This is a genomic window from Polyangium sp. 15x6, from assembly GCF_029960785.1.
Lineage (GTDB): Bacteria > Myxococcota_A > Polyangia > Polyangiales > Polyangiaceae > Polyangium.
Genome location: NZ_JASBQE010000006.1, coordinates 134,280 through 153,949, shown reverse-complemented (window position 1 = coordinate 153,949; position 19,670 = coordinate 134,280). Strand labels below are relative to the sequence as shown.

General features: G+C 67.7%; 5 protein-coding genes. 4 read left to right on the top strand and 1 reads right to left on the bottom strand.

Annotated features, from left to right (window positions below):
• Positions 1 to 3: 3 nt before the first annotated feature.
• The 4 genes from QHF83_RS07170 (at position 4) to QHF83_RS07155 (ending at position 15,148) form a co-directional block, all read left to right on the top strand.
• Positions 4 to 276: a hypothetical protein gene (locus tag QHF83_RS07170; protein WP_281318204.1), complete on the top strand. Its 273-nt coding sequence runs from the start codon at positions 4 to 6 to the stop codon at positions 274 to 276.
• A gap of 210 nt (positions 277 to 486) precedes the next feature.
• Complete coding sequence (locus QHF83_RS07165) at positions 487 to 2,547, top strand: AgmX/PglI C-terminal domain-containing protein (protein ID WP_282417006.1); 2,061 nt, start codon at positions 487 to 489, stop codon at positions 2,545 to 2,547.
• 347 nt (positions 2,548 to 2,894) lie between these two features.
• Positions 2,895 to 3,806: a tetratricopeptide repeat protein gene (locus QHF83_RS07160; RefSeq protein WP_282417005.1), complete on the top strand. Its 912-nt coding sequence runs from the start codon at positions 2,895 to 2,897 to the stop codon at positions 3,804 to 3,806.
• Between the two features lie 68 nt (positions 3,807 to 3,874).
• On the top strand, positions 3,875 to 15,148 hold the full coding sequence (locus tag QHF83_RS07155; RefSeq protein ID WP_282417004.1) for a tetratricopeptide repeat protein: 11,274 nt from the start codon (positions 3,875 to 3,877) through the stop codon (positions 15,146 to 15,148).
• A 381-nt stretch (positions 15,149 to 15,529) separates the two neighbouring features.
• Here the strand turns inward: QHF83_RS07155 and QHF83_RS07150 are convergent, their stop codons facing one another.
• Positions 15,530 to 19,468, bottom strand: coding sequence for a serine/threonine-protein kinase (locus QHF83_RS07150; protein WP_282417003.1), 3,939 nt, complete (start codon positions 19,466 to 19,468; stop codon positions 15,530 to 15,532).
• Positions 19,469 to 19,670 lie beyond the last annotated feature (202 nt).

The window sequence follows — 19,670 nt, the reverse complement described above, 5'->3', positions numbered from 1 at the left end:
AAGATGAAGAGGTCAACGCGTTTGGGTGCTGCGCTGGTCGCTGGTGTCGGCGTTCTTCTCGTGACGTCGTTCGCGTTTGCCCAGGGCAAGGCTGGCGGCGGTGGGAAGAAGGACGAGGGGTACGGCTACGAGTTCACCGACGATCCCCTCAACGCCGGTGGCTTCGGTCCGAACGACGCGACGATCCGCGTTCGTCCCGGTCCGGTTCGGACGACCCTGATCCGTCCGCGCACGTCGTTCGTGCCGGAGATGCTGAAGTCGGTCGAGAATCTCTGAGAAGGCTCGGGGGCTCGTGGGGGGGCTCGAGCTGCGGTTTCGAGCGGTCGCGGGAGCGCGATCGCGGGGCCGCAGCGATGAATCCAAGGACCCTATCGCCTTTCTGGGAAGGCGCGCGGGCCCCTGAGTAATATTCGATGCCCCGAACCCGGGGTTTCTGGTCGCCTCGGGCGACGGCGGGACGCAAAAGGCAGGGAAGGCTGGCTCACGATGGAAGGCAAGCAGAAGGTCGCGCTCACGTTCGCGCTCTACCAGAATGAAGCGCTCGTGCGTCGAGAGACGGTGACGCAGGACATCGTCAAGGTTGGAAAGGACCCGAAGAGCCATCTGCGCGTCGACGACGAGCTGGCCTCGCGCATGCACGCCGTCATCGAGGTGGCGTCGCCCGAGGACATCACGCTGATCGACCTCGGCAACGAGCCGGGGACGCTCGTGAACGGCGCCCGGGTCAACAAGGTCAAGATCAAGGCGAACGATCAGCTCCAGATCGGCGGCACGAAGATCGTGCTCGAGAAGGCCGAGCCGGTGGCGGTCGCGGGTGGCGCGGCGAAGGCGCCCGGTAATCCGTTTGCCGCGGCTCCGGCGGCAAACCCGTTCGGCGCGGCTCCGGCGGCAAACCCGTTCGCGGCGGCCGGCGGCAACCCGTTCGCGGGCGCTCCCGCGGCGGCACCGAGCCCGTTCGGCGGCGGCGGCGGCGACCCGTTCGGCATGAACAACCCCTTCGCGCAGCCGAAGCCGCCTTCGCACGATGATGTGCCGCACGATGCGCCCGAGGGCTCGTACACGTACCAGCTCGTCAAGAGCGGCCCCGACGTCCCGAACGAAGAAGTCGAGACGCCCTCCGCGTCCGTCGAAGTGATGATCATGTGGGATCAGATGATCCTGCACGTCTCGCACCTGACGCCGCCGCGCTCGTTCTACGTGGGCGAGGAGGAGAGCAAGAACTTCAAGTGCGATTACTTCGTGCCCCAAGAGAAGATCGGCACGACGCGCGCGCCGGTGGTGCTCGCGGACAAGGGCGGGTCGGTTTCGGTGGTGCTCCTGCCCCGCGCGAAGGGCACGATCGAACTCGCGGGCCAGCCGAAGATGACCGTGCAGCAGGCGATCGACAGCGGCAAGACGCAGCCCTGCTCGGAGCTCTCGGGCGCGTTCCAGGTCTCGCTGCCGCCGGGCTCGAAGGCGCGCATCGAGGTGGACGGCCTGATCTTCCAGGTGTCGACGGTGAACGCGGGCCGCGTGGTCGCGGGGCACGTGCAGCTCGATACGACGAACTACCTCTATCACGGCCTCTCGATGGCCGTGCATCTCGGGCTTCTCGCGGCGATGGCGTTCTTCATGCCGCCGCTCGGCGCCACGGACGAGGACGGGGTCTCGGACGATCAAAAGTTCATGATCCAGCAGTTCCTCAACGCGGCCGCCGAAAAGGAGATGGAGGAGAAGGAGACCGAGCAGGTCGCCGACAACGCCGCCGACAACAAGGAAGGCGGCACGGGCACGCGCGCCAAGGGTGAAGAGGGTTCCATGGGTAACCCGAACACCAAGGCGTCGGGCAATCGGTACGGCGTGCAGGGTCCGCAGGACAACGCCGATCCGCACATCGCGCGGCAGGCAGCGCTGCGTGACGCGGCGGAGTTCGGCATGATCGGTCTGCTCAACTCGGGCGCCGGTGGTGATCCGAATGCGCCGACGGCGCCCTGGGGCCGCGACGACTCGCTCGGCAACGACGCGCTGTCGGCCCGCGGCAACATGTGGGGTGACAACATCGGCGACTCGTTCGGCGCGGGCGGCCTCGGTTTGTCCGGTATCGGCGAGGGCGGCGGTGGCCGCGGCGAGGGTATCGGTCTCGGCTCGATCGGCACGATCGGCCACGGCGCGGGCACCGGCACGGGTCAGGGCTTCGGCTCCGGTCACGGCCGATTGTCGGGGTCGCACCGCACGAAGCCGCCGCAGGTGCGCATGGGCGCCACGAGCGTGAGCGGTCGCCTCCCGCCCGAGGTCATCCAGCGTATCGTGCGCCAGAACTTCGGTCGTTTCCGCCTCTGCTACGAGAACGGCCTGCGGAACAACCCGAACCTCCAGGGCCGCGTGGCGGTGCGCTTCGTCATCGGTCGTGACGGCGCGGTGTCGAACGTGGGCAACGGCGGCTCGGACATGCCGGATGGCGGCGTGGTGTCGTGTGTGGTCCGCGCGTTCTACGGTCTGTCCTTCCCGCAGCCGGAAGGCGGCATCGTGACCGTCGTGTACCCGATCATGTTCAGCCCTGGCGGCTGACGTCGGTCTGAATCGGAAGCGTTGCCCCGCGAGTCACGAGCTCGCGGGGCTTCGTGTTTTTGTCGACGAGCATCGGCGCTCGCGGGGGGAGCGTCCGGGCCTCCCGAGTACGCCTGGACGCTTGGCGCTTTGGGAGATGGGCACAATCCAACTGGACTTTCGTCGCGCCATCCGCCTATTCTCGGCGCGCAAGAGAACGTCTCGTCCTGTGCCTGGGCGGCAATTTGGGCTGCAAGTTCGAGGACTTATGTGCGTGCTTCGTGCGGGTGGGGCTGCCGTGGCCCTCTCCACGCGCGGGTGACGCGAGGAGCGGCGGAGCCGGCTCCGAGAGAAAGGTGAGCGAAGCAATGAAGCTTGGCGCAATGGTGATGGCGTCCTGTCTCGTGGTCTCGAGCATGTTGGGGCTCGGGTGCAGCCGGAACCGGCAGGAAGCCGTGATCCTCGCAAACCAGGCGGACAAAGAGGTCGCGCTGAACCCGGAGGGCGCTGCCACGAAGTACGAGCAGGCGACCAAGCTCGATCCCACGAACCATCGGATCTTTTACAAGCTCGCGATGGCCTACAAAAAAAAGGAGGAGTGGGACAAGACCGCGTCGACCTTGAGCCGCGCCACGCAGCTCGCGCCGAAGTTCGCGAACTACTGGTTCGAGCGCGCGTACGCGCTCGAGATGCAGGCGAAGAAGAAGACGATCTCGTACGACGAGGCGAAAGAGCCGTACCAGAAGTGCATCGAGAACGATCCGAACTTCGCTGACTGCTACCACCAGCTCGGCAACGTGTTCCTCTGGACCGACGACGAGCAGAAGGCGCTCGAGAACTACACCAAGGCGGCCGAGCACAATCCGACCGAGATCCGTTACTATACGGCGCTCGCGGATCTCTACATCCGCCTTGGATACACGAAGGAGGCCGAGCAGGTGCTCAAGGAAGCGAAGAACTTCGCGAAGCCCGGCGACAAGACTCTCTTCGGTGTGCACGTGCTGCTCTCGCAGGTTCACCAGGATCGCGGGTCGCTCCCGGAGATGGTGACGGAGCTCGAAGCAGCGAAGGCGGTCGCGGGCAACGAAGGCCCGGAGTCGGTGCAGATTCTCTTCAGCTTGGGCAGCACTTACGCGCAGCTCACGCCGCCGAGGACGCAGGAAGCCGTCCAGATGCTCAAGGGCTTCACCGCCCGGGCATGCAAGGGCGCGAAGGCGGCGAGCTTCAAGACCGAGTGCGAGACCGCGCAGACGCTGGTCACGCGGCTCGGTGGCAACTAGTCGGGGGCGCGGTTCGACGACGTCGTTTGCAAGGCCTTTTGTAGGTCAGGTCAGGGGCCGAGGAATCCATGGATCTTGCGCAGCGTCTGAAGCATCTCGAGTCGGTTCGTGAATGGCAGGGGCTCGCCGAAGAGCTCGAGAAGGGGCTCGCCAGCGAGGCGGATGCCACGGCAAAGGCCGGCTACCACCTGCGTCTGGGGCGGCTCCTCGAGGAGAAGTTCCTCCAGGGCGTCAAGGCACTCAAGCATTTGCAGGACGCCTTCAAGCTGAATTCGACGCTCACCGAGGCACTTCGCCTCGCGCGGCTCGTGTACTGGGACCTGGGCAAGATCAACATGGTCCAGAGGCTCCTCGAGCTCGAGCTGAAGGGGCTCGGGGACGGCCCCGAAGCGACCTCGCTGCTCGTGGAGCTCGGGGACGTGTACTGCGACATCGGCGAGAACGAGAAGGCCGTGTCGACGTACGCGCGCGCTCTCGGCGCGTCCGGGGGCACGAGCGAGGAGGCACGCGCCGGTCTCGCCGACGCGCAGGTCGAGCTGGAAGGCTGGGAGGCGCACGTCGCCGAAATCCTCCAGCGCGCGAACGACGCGTCGAGCGACGCGGCTTCGCGTGCGCGCCTGTTCCTGCGGGCCGCGCGGCTCGCGCGTCGCTTCGCGCCGGCGGAGGTCGATGATCTCCTCGGGAAGGCGTACGAGGCAAACCCGCTCGATCGCCAGGTGTCCGCGCTCTACGAGGGGATCCTCGTGGAGGAGGAGCGCTCGCAGGCGCTCGTCGATGCGCAGCGCCGCGTGCTCGACGCGATGCACGGTCGCACGCGCGCCGAGGCAGCGCTCCGATTCGGCACGCGCTGGGCGACGCGGCATCAGAACCCGGAGGTCGGCGCCAAGCTGCTCGAAGAGGCGCTGGCGCACGATCCCGAGGCCGAGGGCGCGTTCACGTACCTGCGTGATCTTTGGGGCGCCAAGGAAGGCGACTGGGAGCGCGTCGCGACGCTCGCCGAGAAGATCGCGTCGGACGGCGGCAACGGCTCGTCGTTCATGCTCGCGCAGGCCGGCGGGATCATCTGGCAGAAGCTCGGCAACGTGATCCGCGCGCGGCCCTGGTTCGAGAAGCTCTCGCAGGTCGCGCCGCAGCACCCCACGCTGCTCGCGTTCGAGACCCAGATCGGCGAGCGCCTCGGCGCGGCGACGTCCGTTCCCGTGGCTTCGGTGCCCGCGGCTTCGGTGCCCGTCGTGTCCGAGCCCGCGCCGTCTGCAGCTGCGCCCGAGGTCGAGACCGAGGTGTCGACGGAGGTCGTCGAGGAAGAGGTCGCCGTCGACTGGGCGAAGATCGAAGAGCTCAAGGCGAAGGCCCAGAAGCAGGAGCAGGCCAAGCGCTTCAACGAGTACGTCAAGACGCTCGTCGAGCTCGCGGAGGCGGTGCCCGACACAGCGGACAAGATCGCGTACTACCTGCAGGCCGCGGATCTCTACACGGGCAAGTTCTCGAACGCGGCCGAGGCCGTGAAGTGCTTCGAGGCGATCCTCGCCATCGATGGCGAGAACGCGCAGGCGATCGAGTACCTGCAGCAGAGCTACGAGAAGCGCCGCGACTGGGAGAAGCTCATCGGGCTGAACCGGCGCAAGGCGCAGATGATGCCGCCGGGGCCGTCGCGCGCCGAGAAGTTCCTCGAGATCGCGAAGCTCGCCACCGAGCGCGTCAAGAAGCCCGAGGTCTGCGTCGAGCTCTGGGACGAGGTCCTCGCCGACGATCCGGAGAACGTCGAGGCGCTGAACGCGCTGTCGGGTCTCCACGAGCGCTCGAAGGACTGGGACAAACTCGCCGTCGTGCTGCAGAAGCAGGTCGAGATCACGGCCGACTTCAAGGCGAAGGAGGCGCTGCTCGGCAAGCTCGGCGCGCTCTACGGCGAGCGCCTGAACAACGACGACGCTGCGATCGATGCGTGGGAGCAGCTGCTCACGCTGAACCCGAACGAGCGCAAGGCCCAGGAGGCGCTGAAGAAGCTCTACCTGAAGGTCGCTCGCTGGGAGGACCTGCAGCGGTTCTACGAAGAGCAGGGCAAGTGGGACGAGTTCATCCGCGTTCTCGAGTCGCAGGAGGCGAAGGAGACCGAGGACAAGAACAAGATCAGCTTGCTCATGAAGACGGCCCAGCTCTGGCTGGATCAGAAGGGCAAGCCCGATCGGGCGATGAAGGCCTACGAGAAGGTCTGGACGATCGACGCCGGGTACCTGCCGGCGGCCGAGGCCCTGATCCCGCTCTACACGCAGGCCAGCAACGCGAAGGGGCTCGCGGTCGCGATCGAGGTCAAGCTCGCGAACGATCAGGACGCCGACACGAAGCTCGCGCTCTACCGCGAGGTCGCGGGCCTCTACGAGGCGAAGCTGAAGGAGCCGCAGAAGGCGTTCGAGCGGTTCCTGTCCGCGTTCGAGCTCGCGCCCGGCGACGAGCAGTGCGTCGAGGACGTGGAGCGCGTCGCGCGCACGACGGGGAGCTGGGACAGCCTCATCGCGTCGTACGGCAAGACGATCGCGCGCGCGGACGAGGATGCAGATCGTGATCTCGGGATCGCGTTGCGTCTCCGGCTCGGCCGCGTCCTCGTCGACGAGGTCAAGCGCGTGGACGACGCGCTCGCGCAGTTCCGCGCCGTGTACGACACGGACAGCGAGAACGCCGCGGCGATCTCGGCGCTCGAGCGTCTCTATCGCGACACGGGTCGGTTCACGGAGCTCCTCGAGATCTACAAGCGCAAGCTCGAGCTGGCGCAGGACACCGAGGAGACGAAGAGCATCCGCTACGCGATCGCGCAGCTCTACGTGAACGAGATCAAGGAGCCCGCGAGCGCGATCACGACGTACAACGAGGTCCTCCAGGACGATCCGGCCGACGCGCCGGCGCTCGAGGCGCTCGATACGCTCTACCGCGAGCAGGAGCAGTGGGAGAGCTACGTCGACGTTCTCCGTCGGCGCATCGAGTTGAACCTGGGCGACGCGATCACGGTCGACCTCAAGTACCGGCTCGGCTCGACGCTCGAGAAGCTCGGCGACGCGCACGGCGCGCTCGAGAACTACCGGGAGATCCTGGTCCTCGATCCGGCGAACGACGGCGCACGCATCGCGCTCGAGAAGCTGCTCGAGAACGAGGAGCTCCGCGCCGAGGCGGCCGGTATCCTGCAGGAGATCTACGAGACGCGAGGCGACTGGGAGAAGCTCATCCAGTCGCTCGAGATCCTCGCGGGCGCGGAGGCGGACGTCGGGACGCGCGTGAACCTCCTGCGCAAGGTCGCCCGCACGGCGGCCGATCACCTGACGGATCTCGCACGGGCGTTCGAGGCGCAGAGCCGCGCCCTGAAGGACGATCCGTCGAACGGCGAGACGCGCGGCGAGCTCGAGCAGCTCGCGGCGCAGGCCGGCTCGTGGGACAAACTCTTCGCGGTCTTCAGCGAGATCGCGGGGGGCTTGAGCGACGAGCGACTCGCGCGCGAGTACTGGATGCGGCTCGCGGGCATCTCGGAGAAGCTCGGCAAGATCGAGGACGCGGCGAACGGCTACAAGCGCGTGCTCGAGATCGATCCGGCGGACGGCGAGGCGCTTGCCGCGATGGACGCGCTCTATCGCCGCACCGAGCGGTGGCAGGACCTCATCGAGGTCTTCCGCCGTCGGATCGCGCTCGCGCCGGAGTTCACGGATCGCGAGGCGCTCTTCGCGCAGATGGCCGAGGTCTACGAGGAGAAGCTCTCGCAGCCCGGTGACGCGATCGCGGCTTACCAGGAGGTCCTGCGCGAGGATCCGACGAGCCACGTCGCGCTCACGGCCCTCGACGGCCTCTTCTCGCGGCAGAGCATGTGGGAGGACCTCGCGGACAACCTGGAGCAGCAGCTCCGGTACGCCACCGAGGACGAGCAGCAGATCCGACTCATGCTCCGCCTCGCGGCGCTGCGCGAGTCGAAGATGAAGCTGCTCGAGACGGCGATCGAGGGCTACCGGCAGGTCCTCGAGCGCGAGCCCTCGAACGCGGAGGCGCTCGGCGCGCTCGAGCGTCTCGGCAAGTTGGCCGAGCACGAGGTGGCGATCGCCGAGATCCTCGAGCCGCTCTACAGGGCGTCGGGCGATTACATGAAGCTCATCGGCGTGCACGAGGTGCAGGTCCGACGGAGCGACGACGTGAGCCGCAAGGTGGAGCTGCTCCACCAGATCGCGACGCTCTACGAGGACGCCGGCGGTGATCTGAACTCGGCCTTCGACACGTACGCGCGCGCGCTCGGGCACGACCCGGCGCTCGACACGACGCAGCAGGGCCTGGATCGGCTGGCCCGCGCGACGGGAAGGTTCCCCGACTTCGCGCTCGTGCTGGAGAAGCTCGCGGAGCAGCAGCAGGAGCCGGAGCTCGCGAGCCAGCTCTACACGATGAGCGCGCGTGTCTACGAGTCGGACATCGGCGACATCGAGAGCGCGATCAAGCACTACCGCAAGGTGCTCACGATCGACGCGCGGAACCTCGGCGCGGCCGAGGCTCTGGAGAACCTCTTCAGGGCCGCGGATCGTTTCGAGGAGCTGTCGCAGATCCTGCAGCAGAAGGCCGACATCCTCGACGAGCTCGGCGAGAAGAAGGGCGCGCTCTTCCAGGCGGCGTCGATCGAGGAGGAGATCCTCCAGCGGCACGACGCGGCGATCGCGGTGTACGGCAAGATCCTGGAGCTCGATCCAGAGGATCTCGGCGCGATCGATCAGCTCATCAAGCTCTACCTCGGTTTGTCGCGGTGGGCCGACCTGCTCGCGGTCTACACGAAGAAGGTCGATCTCGTCGGCGATCCCGAGGAGAAGAAGAGCATCTACTACCAGATGGGCGCGGTCTACGAGAGCGAGCTCAAGGACGTGCCGGCGTCGATCGACACGTATCAGCGCGTTCTCGAGCTCGATCCGGACGATCAGCAGGCGCTCGGTCGGCTCGACGTGCTCTATCAGCAGGCCCAGAACTGGCACGAGCTGCTCGGCGTGCTCGAGCACCTCTCCCGCATCTCGGCCGATCCGGCGGAGCAGATCAGCTACAACTACCGAATCGCCGAGCTCTACGAGAAGCACCTCGGCGACGTGCAGCGCGCGATCGAGCTGTATCGCGATCTCCTGCAAGTGATGCCCGACCACGAGCCCACGCTGGTGGCCCTCGAAGGCATCAAGAGCAGCGGCGCGACGGCGGCGCTCGAAGCAGCCCTCGTGCTCGAGCCCATCTACGACACGGCGCAGCAGTGGGACAAGCTGATCAGCGTCCTCGAAGTGCAGGTCGCGAAGGCGGATGATCCGTACGCCAAGGTGGAGCTGCTCCACCGCATCGCGCGCCTGCACGAGGAGATGCTCGGCAACCACCAGGCGGCCTTCGACACGTACGCGCGGGCGGTGACGTTCGACATCGCGAACCAGGACTCGCTCGGCAACATCGAGCGGCTCGCGATGTACGTGACGCGGTGGAAGGACGTCGCGGCGCTCTACGATCAGGAGCTCGGCAAGCTCGGTGAGCAGCCGGATCAGTTCGTGGAGCTCGGGCTCCGCCTCGCGGGGATCTTCGAGACGCAGCTCGAGGACGTGGACAGCGCGGTGGCGCGCTACCGGCGCGTGCTCGAGGTCGACGCGGAGAACTGGACGGCGGTCTCCTCGCTCGACCGGCTCTTCACGATGACCGAGCGTTGGACCGATCTCGTGCCCGTGCTCGCGCGCGAGGCCGAGTCGTCGCCGAACCCGGAGGACTCGCTCGAGTTCAAGTACCGGCTCGGCCAGGTCCATCAGCTTCGCCTGAACGATCTGACGGCGGCGATCGGCGTCTACCGCGAGATCCTGAACGCGGCGCCCGATCACACGGCGACGCTGGAGGCCCTCGAAGGGCTCTTCGCGGCGGGCGTGAAGCAGCTCGAGATCGGCGAGATCCTGGAGCCGCTCTACCAGTCGTCCGGTGACTTCGAGAAGCTCGTGGGCGTCCTCGAGGCGCAGCTCACGCACCTCACGGAGCCCGCGGATCGGCTCGCCATGTACTACCGCATGGCGGAGATCCACGAGGAGCGGCTCGTGGCCCTCGACGGCGCGCTCGGCGTGTACGTCCGCGCGCTCAAGGAGTACCCGGCGGACGAGAAGACGCTCGAAGAGGTCGAGCGGCTCGGCGGCTCGACGGACGGCGGCTGGAACACGCTCGGCGACGCGTACGCCGACGTGCTCGGACTGCATTCCGACAAGGCCGTGCAGACGAACATCGGTACGCGGCTCGCGCGCGTGTTCGAGGAGGAGCTGCGCGACATCGAGAAGGCGGAGCAGACGTACCGCTACGTGCTCGGCGTCGATCCGCTCGATCCGAAGGCGCTCGCCGAGCTCGATCGGATCTACACGGGGCTCGAGCAGTACGCCGACCTCGCCGGGATCCTCGAGCAGCGCGTGAAGGTGCCGATGGAGCCTTACGAGCTCATCGAGCTCTACGGCCGCCTCGGCCAGGTGTACGAGGAGCAGCTCGGGCAGGTGGACGACGCGATCCGCGCCTTCCGCCGCCTGTTCGACGAGCTCGACGTGAACAACGAGGCCGCGATCTACGCGCTCGAGCGCCTGTACGGGAGCAAGGGCTCGTGGACCGAGTTGATGGGCGTCTACGAGCGCGAGCTCCAGATCACGGCGAACGAGGGCGACGTGCGCGCGAAGATGGCGCGCCTGCTCTCCGAGCCGGAGATGCTCAACAACATCCCGGCCGCGATCGACATGTGGAAGCAGGTCCTCGACATCAAGGGCGAGGACACGGAGGCGCTCTTCGCGCTCGCGAACCTGTACGAGCGCGAGCAGCGGTGGGCGGAGCTCTGCGAGGTCCTCGAGCGGCAGTTCGACGTCGAGCCGACCGACGAGGCGCGCGTGGCCGTGCTCCTCCGTCGCGCGAAGCTTTACAACGATCAGCTCACGCGCGACGACCTCGCCCTCGACGATTACAACCGCGCCCTCGACATCGAGTACGCGAACGTCGAGGCGCTCTACGCGATCGCGGACATCTGGCGGAAGCGCAACGATCCGAACGAGCTCGTGAGCATCCTCCACCAGACGGTGGATCGCGCGGGTTCGGTGCTGCCGGCCGAGAACGTGGTGGCCCTCTACCGCGAGCTCGGGACGACGTACCAGAACGTGCTCGTCCAGCCGTACGACGCGATCGACGCGTGGCGGAAGCTGCTCGCGGTCGACCCGCGCGACTTCGAGGCCATGGCGGCGCTCGAGAACCTGCTCCGCGCCGAGGAGCGCTGGGTCGAGGTGATCGACGTCAAGATGGGCCGCGCGGCCGCGTACGAGGACGGCGCGGAGAAGATCCGCGAGTACCTCGAGGTCGCCGACATCTGGGAGCACCAGGTCCAGGACAAGGACAAGGGCACGCCGGCGTACGAGAAGGTCCTCGAGATCGAGCCGACGCACGATCGGGCCTACCTCGCGCTCGAGGAGCTGCACGGCGCCGCGCATCGGGCCGAGCCGCTCATCGAGCTGTACCTCGCGCGCCTCGATACGCGCGAGGACACCGACGAGAAGACGGACATCCTCCGCAAGGTCGCGCGCGTGTTCGAGACCGAGCTCGAGGACCGCATGCAGGCGTTCGACGCGCTGCTCACGGCGTTCGAGCTCGACTTCGACAACATGGAGACGGTCCGTTACCTCGAGCGCATGGCGCAGGCGACGAACCGCTGGCCGGAGCTCGTGCAGACGGTGAACGGCTGGCTGCAGGCGCTGAGCCCGGAGAGGGATCCGCTGCGCACGATCCGGCTCTGCCTGCACCTCGCGAAGTGGTACGCGGAGGACCTCGGGCACCCCGAGTACTCGCAGCCGTACTACGGCAAGGTGCTGCAGATCGACCCGAACAACGTCGACGTGCTGCGCCAGATGGCGAACTTCCACAAGAAGGGCGGCCAGTGGCAGCAGCAGGGCCAGATGCTCACGCGGGCCCTCGAGATCGCCGTCAAGGACACCGATCGCAAGGAGATCCTGACGGAGCTCGGCGAGGTGCTCGAGAAGAACGCGGGCGACGTGGAGCAGGGCCTCTCGTTCTACAAGCGCGCGCTCGACGTGGACGCGTACCACCTGCAGGCGCTCGAGGCGCTCGACCGCATCTACACGGATCGCGGCCTGCTCCCCGAGCTCGTCGACGTCCTCACCCGCAAGGGCAAGGCGCAGACGGAAGCCTCGCAGATCGCGGCCACGAAGCTGCGTTGCGCGGGTCTCTACGAGAAGGACCTCGGCCAGATCGAGAAGGCGGGTCAGGTCTACCGCGAGGTGCTCGAGGTGGACACGGCCAACCTGCTCGCGATGCGCGGCCTCGAGCGCGTCTACAACCAGACGCACCAGTGGCCGGATCTCGTGGGCGTCCTCGAGATGCAGCTCGACGTGGTCACGACCGAGCGCGAGCGCATCGACGTGCTGCTCAAGATCGCGAAGATCCAGGAGGAGCAGTTCCTCAAGCCGGATCTCGCGGCCGCGAGGCTCGAGCAGGTCGTGGACATCGATCCGCACCACGAGGCGGCGCTCGATTCGCTGGAGCGTTGCTACCGCCGGCTGCGGCAGTGGCACGATCTCATCAACACCTACGATCGGCACATCAACGCGACGATCGATAGGCAGAAGAAGATCGAGCTCTGGTCGGCGACGGCGAAGGTGTACGCCGAGGAGGTCCAGGACTTCGACCGCGCGATCGACGCGTGGCTGAACATCACGGACCTCGACGACAAGCACATCCCGGCGCTCGAGGCGCTCGCGAAGCTCTACGAGAAGCAGGAGGAAACGTCGCGCGCCATCGACTACATGACGCGCGTCGCCGACCTGACCCCGGACGGCAAGCAGCGCGTCGAGATGTATTACCGGATCGGTAAGCAGCTCGACGAGAAGCAGGGCGATCGGATCGCAGCGCGCGATCGCTTCGAGATGGCGCTCGATCTCGATCCGGCGCACCTGCCGACCCTCGCCGCGCTACGCGTCATCGCGATCGACTCCGCAGATTGGGATACCGCTGCCCGGTACCTCGATCAGGAGCAGATGAACACCGAGGCGCCGCGCCAGCGCGCCAAGCTCCTGGTGGAGCTCGGCAGGCTGCGCGATCACCAGATCGGTGAGCACGATCTCGCGGTGCAAGCGTACGAGCTCGCGCTCCAGAGCGACGGTGACAACGAGGACGCGGCGATGCCGCTGCTCGCGGAGTACGTGAGCAACGAGAAGTGGACGAAGGCGGAGCCCCTCGCAGAGATGCTCGTCCGCAAGTCGGGCAAGCGCGAGAAGCCCGAGCAGCACCGGCTGCAGAACACGTTCGGCAAGGTGCTCGTCGCGGTCGGGAAGAACGAGCAGGCGCTCAAGGCGTATCAGGCGGCCTACGGGATCGACATGACGGATCGAGAGACCATCGAGGGTCTCGCCGACGTGTGCTTCCGACTGGGCGACTGGGCCGGCGCGCTGACGAACTACCAGAAGGTCCTCGGGACGACGGACGAGGCCGAGACCGAAGCGCGGGCGAACGTCTACTACAAGCTTGGTCTCATCAAGCAGAACCAGGGCCAAGCGAAGCAGGCGATCAACAACTTCGAGAAGGCCCTCGGCGTGGAGCCGGCCCATCGGCCGACGCTCGACGCGCTCGTCGCCGTCTACGACGGGCTCAAGGACTGGAAGCAGGTCGCGCACTACAAGCGCCAGATCCTCGACAACCTCATCGACGGCGCCGAACGCTTCAAGCTGCTCGGTGAGATCGCCGATACGTGGGAGAAGGATCAGAACCCGACGAAGGCCGTCGAGGCGCTCGAAGAGGCGATGGATCTGGAGCCCCAGAACCACGTCCTCCTCCACCGGATGCTCACGCTGTACCAGAAGGTCAGCCAGTGGGAGCGCATGGTGGACACGCTCCAGCGCATCGCGGACCTGGAGACGCAGCCCGGTCGCAGGTCGCGCTACTTCTTCACGATGGCGCAGATCTACCGCGACAAGCTCGAGGATCTCCCGCGCGCGGTGGATCTGTTCAACGACGCGCTGGACCTCGATCCGGCCTTCCTCGACGCCTTCGAGCGCATCAACAAGATCCTCACGGCGGGGAGAGACTGGAAGCAGCTCGAGCGCGCCTATCGGAAGATGCTGCACCGCGTGGCAGGCAAGGGGAACATCGACCTCGAGTTCACCCTCTGGCACGCGCTCGGCCTCATCTACCGCGACCGGCTCGAAGACGTGAACGCGGCAGTCGAGACGTTCAAGATCGCCGCGCGCCTGAAGCCGGAGGACGTGCAGGAGCACCAGATCCTGGCGCAGCTCTACACGGGCCTCGGGAACACGGAGGACGCGATCGCCGAGTACCAGTCGCTCGTGAAGATCGACGCGACGAACGCCGACTCCTACCACGAGCTCTATCGGCTCTACGTGGAGCAGAAGGCGTACGATCCGGCGTGGTGCACGGCGGCGGCGCTCGCGTTCATCCGCAAGGCCGACGAGGACGAGCAGCGCTTCTTCGAGGACTACCGTCCGCAGGGGATGTTGCAGGTCAAGAACCGGCTCGACAACGAGCAGTGGCTCCGGAACCTCTTCCACGAGGAAGAGAACCTCTACATCGGCAAGATCTTCGAGATGATCGCCTCCGCGGCGCTCAAGGCGAAGATCGCGACGCTGGAGGCGAAGAAGGAGAAGCCGGTCCTCGATCCGCGGTTCCGTCAGGATCCGGCCACGTCGACCGTCACGTTCGCGCGTACGTTCGGCTGGGCCTCGCAGGTGCTCGGAATCCCGTGCCCGGCGCTGTACGTGCGCAGCGACGTGCCGGGGGCCCTCGTCGCCGTTCCGGCCGAGCCGCCTTCGTCGGTTGCTGGTCAAACGGTCTTGACCGGGTTCTCGCCGCAGGAGCTGACGTTCATCATCGGCAAGCACCTCGCGATGTATCGCGGCGAGCACTACATCAAGACGCTGTTCCCGACGGTCACCGAGCTGACGGTGCTCCTCTTCGCGGCAATCAAGCTCGTCCAGCCGGACGCGCCCTCGCCGCCGGACATCGACAAGCAGGTGCTGGCGACGGCCCAGACGATCCGCCAGTTCATGCAGCCAATGCAGATCGAAGGTCTGCGGATGGTCGTGAAGAAGTTCGTGGCGGACGGCGCGAAGGCGAACCTGAAGCGGTGGTCGCAGTGCGTGGACATCACGGCGAACCGCGCCGGGTACCTGCTCTGCGGCGACCTCGAGATCGCGAAGAAGATCATCGCGGCCGAGCCGCAGCAGCCGGGTGATCTGCCGCCGCAGGAGAAGCTGAAGGAGCTGCTCCTGTTCTCGGTGTCGGATCAATACTTCGCGCTGCGGCAGACGCTGGGCATCGCGATCGGCGGCGAGTAACCCTCACCGCGCGGGCAAAAGCGAGCCGCCCTCCTCGAAAGGGGAGGGCGGTTTCGTTTGTGCGCGGGGCGTTGCCCCGCACCCCAGCAGGGGGCTGTCCGCCCCCTGCACCCCGGACCAGCGCAAGCGCTGGACCCGGGGTCGATGAACTGCGCGATGCGCAGTTCATCGAACAGGCCGCGGCAAGACCACGAGCCGACTCGCCAGCCGAGACAGCAGCGCTACGGCGCCTCGTGGGGACGTTTTCCCTGTCGACAGCGCGCATCGCGCGCTGTCGCCCCGTGTCCAGGGCTTGCCCTGGTCCGGGTCCAGGGGCGGACAGCCCCTGGTCGGGTCCGGGGTGAAACCCCGGCGCCACGCTGCGAAGCACCCTCTACGAGATCACGATTCGGACGGAGGGAGCGCGAGGACCTGCTCGATGGGCTTCGTGACGCAGCCGTAGGCCTCGGCGGCGGCGAGCAGGCCTGCGTTGTGCGGGAGGTTCACGAGGAAGGCGCGCGCGTAGGGCGTGCCTTCGAGGCCCTTCAGACGGCGCTCGAGGTGCGGGACGGCGCGCTCGATCGCGTCGCGGGCGCTCTTCAGATCGCCGATGTCGACGTGGGCGTCGTGTAGCGTCAGGTAGATCGAGGCCTCGTTGAGCAGGCTCGGGGCGCCGGATTCGACGAGGCGTGCGGCCTCGCAGGCGAGCTCGATCGCCTGGTCGGAGTTGCCGAAACGACGCTCCGCCTCGGCCCAGAAGCCGAGGGCGACGGGCAGGACGTCTCGGTTTTGCGACGCGCGGTAGGCCTCGGTCGCCGTCTTGAGCAGCGACCGCGCCCGCGGGATGTTGCCTGCCCCGTCGGTGCGCAGGAGCTCGCAGCCGCGGTAGAAGAGTGTCCCGAGCGTCACGCGGTCCTTGTGGAACCAGGCCACGGTCGCCTCGTCGGCGCTCGCGCGGGGCTCGGCGAGGGCCGTGTCGAGGCGGCTCTCGGGGCCGAACGTCGCGGCCCAGCAGAGCAGGTTCATCTGCGCGTTGCGCACCGTGCCGGGACTGCCGATCGCCGAGGCTTTCGCGAGACCTGCTTCGAGCTGGTGCAGGGCCTCGTGACGCGCGCCGATCGTGGTCAGGGCGAAGCCGACATTCGTGATGAGCATGGCCTCGCGCTCTTGCAGGCCTGCGCTCTTCGCGGCACGGGCTGCGTTGCGCCGGGCGTCGAGCGCAGCGCCGAGCTGACCCTGCGTCTGCCGCACGACCGCGAGAGCTTGCCAGGCGTCGACGGCGGCCCAGTCGATCGAACGACGCTCGGTGAGGTCGAGCAGGACACGCGTCTCGCGCTCGGCGAGATCGAGCTGACCTGCGTAGGCGTAGAGGTTCGCGAGCGACGCCGAGCAGCGCGCTTCTTCCTCGACGACGCCGAGCTTCGCGGCGCGGTCGCGGCACTGGATGAGACGGGCTTCGACATCGAAGCCGGCGCCGAGCACGTAGTCGTATCGGACGCGCGCGCCGAGGGAGCGGATCTCGCTCTCCTCGTCGTAGACGTTCTCGGCCATCGCGTCGATCGCCTCCTTGCGCTCGGAGGACTTCGCGTCGAGGCGGCTGTGGGCCTCGTCGAGCAGCACCGCGCGGCCGAACGCGGTGGGTTTGTCGTTGGCGAACATGAGCGCGCGCTCGGCCATCTTCACGGCCTCGCCGAGCGAGTTCGTGGCGAGGGCGCGGCGCGCGGCGGTCTCCCAGTGGACGGCGGCCTTCTCTTGCTGCGCGCCGAGATCGAAGTGCTGCGCGACGGTGGCGGCGTCCTCGCCCATGTGGGCGAGCCATTCGGCCGCGGCGGCGTGGATCTGCTTGCGGAGCTCCTCGCTCGCCGAGGCGTAGGCGACGTCGCGGACGAGGGCGTGCTTGAAGAGGAACTCGCGCGTCCCGGCGAAACGGCTCGCGCCGTGCTCGACCAAGAGCTCCGCGGCGATGAGCTTTTTCAGAGCGCCGTCCGCGTCCGCGACACCGACGGCGCTGATGCCCGAGTCCCACACGCTCAGACCGAGGACGCTCATGCGGACGACGGCCTCGCGGGTCGCGTCGTCGAGGGCGTCGAGGCTGACCTGGATCGCGGCCTCGATCGTGGCGGCCGTCGTGACGTCCTTGCCTGCGGCGATGACGCGCGCGAGCTCCTCGGCGAAGAGCGGCGAGCCGGCGGCCTGCTCGGCGACGCGGTTCAAGATCGCCTCGTCGGCGTTCTCGCCGATGATCGCGCGGGCGATCTCGCGCGTGGCCTTCTTCGACATTGGGCGCAGATCGATCCGCACGTGATCCCGGCCGACGAAGCGCTGGCCTTGATCGCGCCAGAAGGACGGCCGCATGACCATCATCACGAACAGGGGCAGGTTCGTGGCGCGGCCGAGGAGGTGCTCGATCCACGAGATGCTCTCGGGATCGGACCACTGCGCGTCCTCGAAGAGCAGGACGCAGGGGCCGGCGGAGGCGGCGCCGAGGGCGAGCTCGGTCATCGACAGGTAAAGCGAGTCGCGGGCGCCGCGCGGATCGAGGCCGTCGTCGAAGGGCTGGTTCGCGAGCAGACGCGAGAGCAACGTGCTGTCGCCGCTCCGGAGCTTGCGCACGCGCAGAGCTTGCTCGACCTGCTCGAGGCTCGCGCCTTTCGGCAGGCCGAGCAGGGCACGCAGGGCGTCCGTGGCGACGCCGAGGGCCTGGGCGCGGCCGAAGGACTCGCAACGCACGCGGACGAGCAGCGGGGGCTCGTCGCGCGTCGTGATGCGATTGACGAACTCGCGACCGAGGCGGCTCTTGCCGATGCCGGGCGGGCCCGAGATCGTGACGATGATGGGCGTGCGATCGTCGACGCAGCGCTCGTACTGCGCGAGCGCGTTGATGAGCTCGGCCTCGCGGCCGATGAACTGCTCAGTCTTGCGGCCCTCGGGCTTGGCCCGTGCGCCGACCTTGAAATGGCCGCCCGGCACGGGGTCGAACTGGAAGAAGCCCTTGTCGAGATCCTTCGTGGTGCTGTCGCAGAGCAGGTTCGCCTCGCCCGCCTTCCGGGCGAGGGCGCTCGCGCGATCGACGACGTCGCCCGCGGATTTGACGCGATCGAGCCGCGTGCGGCCCGTCGAGACCCCGACGCACGCGCCGAGCTCGGCGAGCCAGCGGCCGAGGTCGAGGGCGTTCGTGGCCTCGTCGCCGTGCGACTGGCGCATGCCGAGGTGCGCGACGATCGAGTCGGTGCCGAGGGGCAGCGCATCCGCGCCGCGCTCGCGCAGCCGCTCGAGGAGCTGCAGGCGTTGCTCCTTGCGCGAGCCGACCTGGAGCGCGACGAGCGTCGTGACGAGCCGCGTGTTCATGGGCGGCGGCTCGGTCGAGGTGGCGAGCGCGCGCGCGATCTCGGGGACGGACGGATCGCGGCAGAGCGCGTCGAGCTCGAGCGCGACCTCGCGCGACGAGGACGGGCGGTGCTCGCGCTCGGACATGAGCATGCGCGCGACGAGCTCTTCGAGGGCTTCGGGCACGTCGAGGAGCAGCTCGCTCAAGCGAGGCGCGGGGGTCGTGGCGAGCAGCGCGATCGTGGCGATCGAGTTCGAGCCGATGTGCGGGGGCCGTCCGGTGAGCAGCTCGAAGAGCGTGGCGCCGAGCGAGTAGATGTCGCTGCGCGCGTCGGCGATCGCGTCGCCGCGGGCCTGCTCGGGGGCCATGTACGCGGGTGTGCCGACGAAGATGTCGTTGCCGGTCAGGCGCATGTCGCGCGAGGTGGCGACGCCGAAGTCGACGAGCTTCGAGGTGAGCTGCTCGGGGGCGGGCTCGCCTTCGTCGCGGGTCCTGCGCGTCGTGCGCGTGGAGACGGGGGGCGAGTCGGGATCGGGGAAGCGGCTCGAGAGGACGAAGATGTTCGAGGGCTTGATGTCGCGGTGGACGACGCCGGCGTCGTGGGCGGCGGCGAGCGCGAAGGCGACCTGACGCACGATGTCGAGGGCCTGGCGCATGGTGAGCGCGGCGCGGAGCTGGCGCGTGAGCAGGTCCTCGCCTTCGAGCCACTCCATCGCGATGAAGGGCGTGCCCTCGTCGAACTTTCGGCCGAGCGCGGCGGTGTAACTCGAGTCGAGGGCGCCGTAGGCCACGACCTGGACGATCCCTGGATGATCGAGCTCGCTCAGGATCTTGCCCTCTTGCAGGAGGCGCGTGCGTTCGCCCGGATCCGACTCGCCTGCGGCGATGATCTTCAGGGCGACGCGCCGCTGGGAGACCGTGTCGAACGCGCGGAACACGATGCCGACGGCGCCGCGTCCGACCTCGCGCTCGACCTGAAATCGCCCGGCGATGAGCTGCTGGGTGCGTGCCATGCCTTGCTCGGGACTCCCTATCGCATCGCCGATTGCCGGCCGAGGGTGTACGTAGACCCGTGGTACGCGGGCCTGCCCAAGGGTACACAATCGTCGCACGAGCCAAAAGGCGGCAGGTGCAAAGGAGAGCGCTCGCTTGACGGTCTCGGGCCGAGACCCTAGCCTCACGGCCACGCGTCCGCCCGGATTCGTGTGAACCGGC

What these genes read in the sequence shown, in the direction of transcription:
- QHF83_RS07170 (WP_281318204.1), top strand. Translation starts at nt 4, where the DNA reads ATGAAGAGGTCAACGCGTTTGGGTGCTGCGCTGGTCGCTGGTGTCGGC.
- QHF83_RS07165 (WP_282417006.1), top strand. Translation starts at nt 487, where the DNA reads ATGGAAGGCAAGCAGAAGGTCGCGCTCACGTTCGCGCTCTACCAGAAT.
- QHF83_RS07160 (WP_282417005.1), top strand. Translation starts at nt 2,895, where the DNA reads ATGAAGCTTGGCGCAATGGTGATGGCGTCCTGTCTCGTGGTCTCGAGC.
- QHF83_RS07155 (WP_282417004.1), top strand. Translation starts at nt 3,875, where the DNA reads ATGGATCTTGCGCAGCGTCTGAAGCATCTCGAGTCGGTTCGTGAATGG.
- QHF83_RS07150 (WP_282417003.1), bottom strand. Translation starts at nt 19,468, where the DNA reads ATGGCACGCACCCAGCAGCTCATCGCCGGGCGATTTCAGGTCGAGCGC.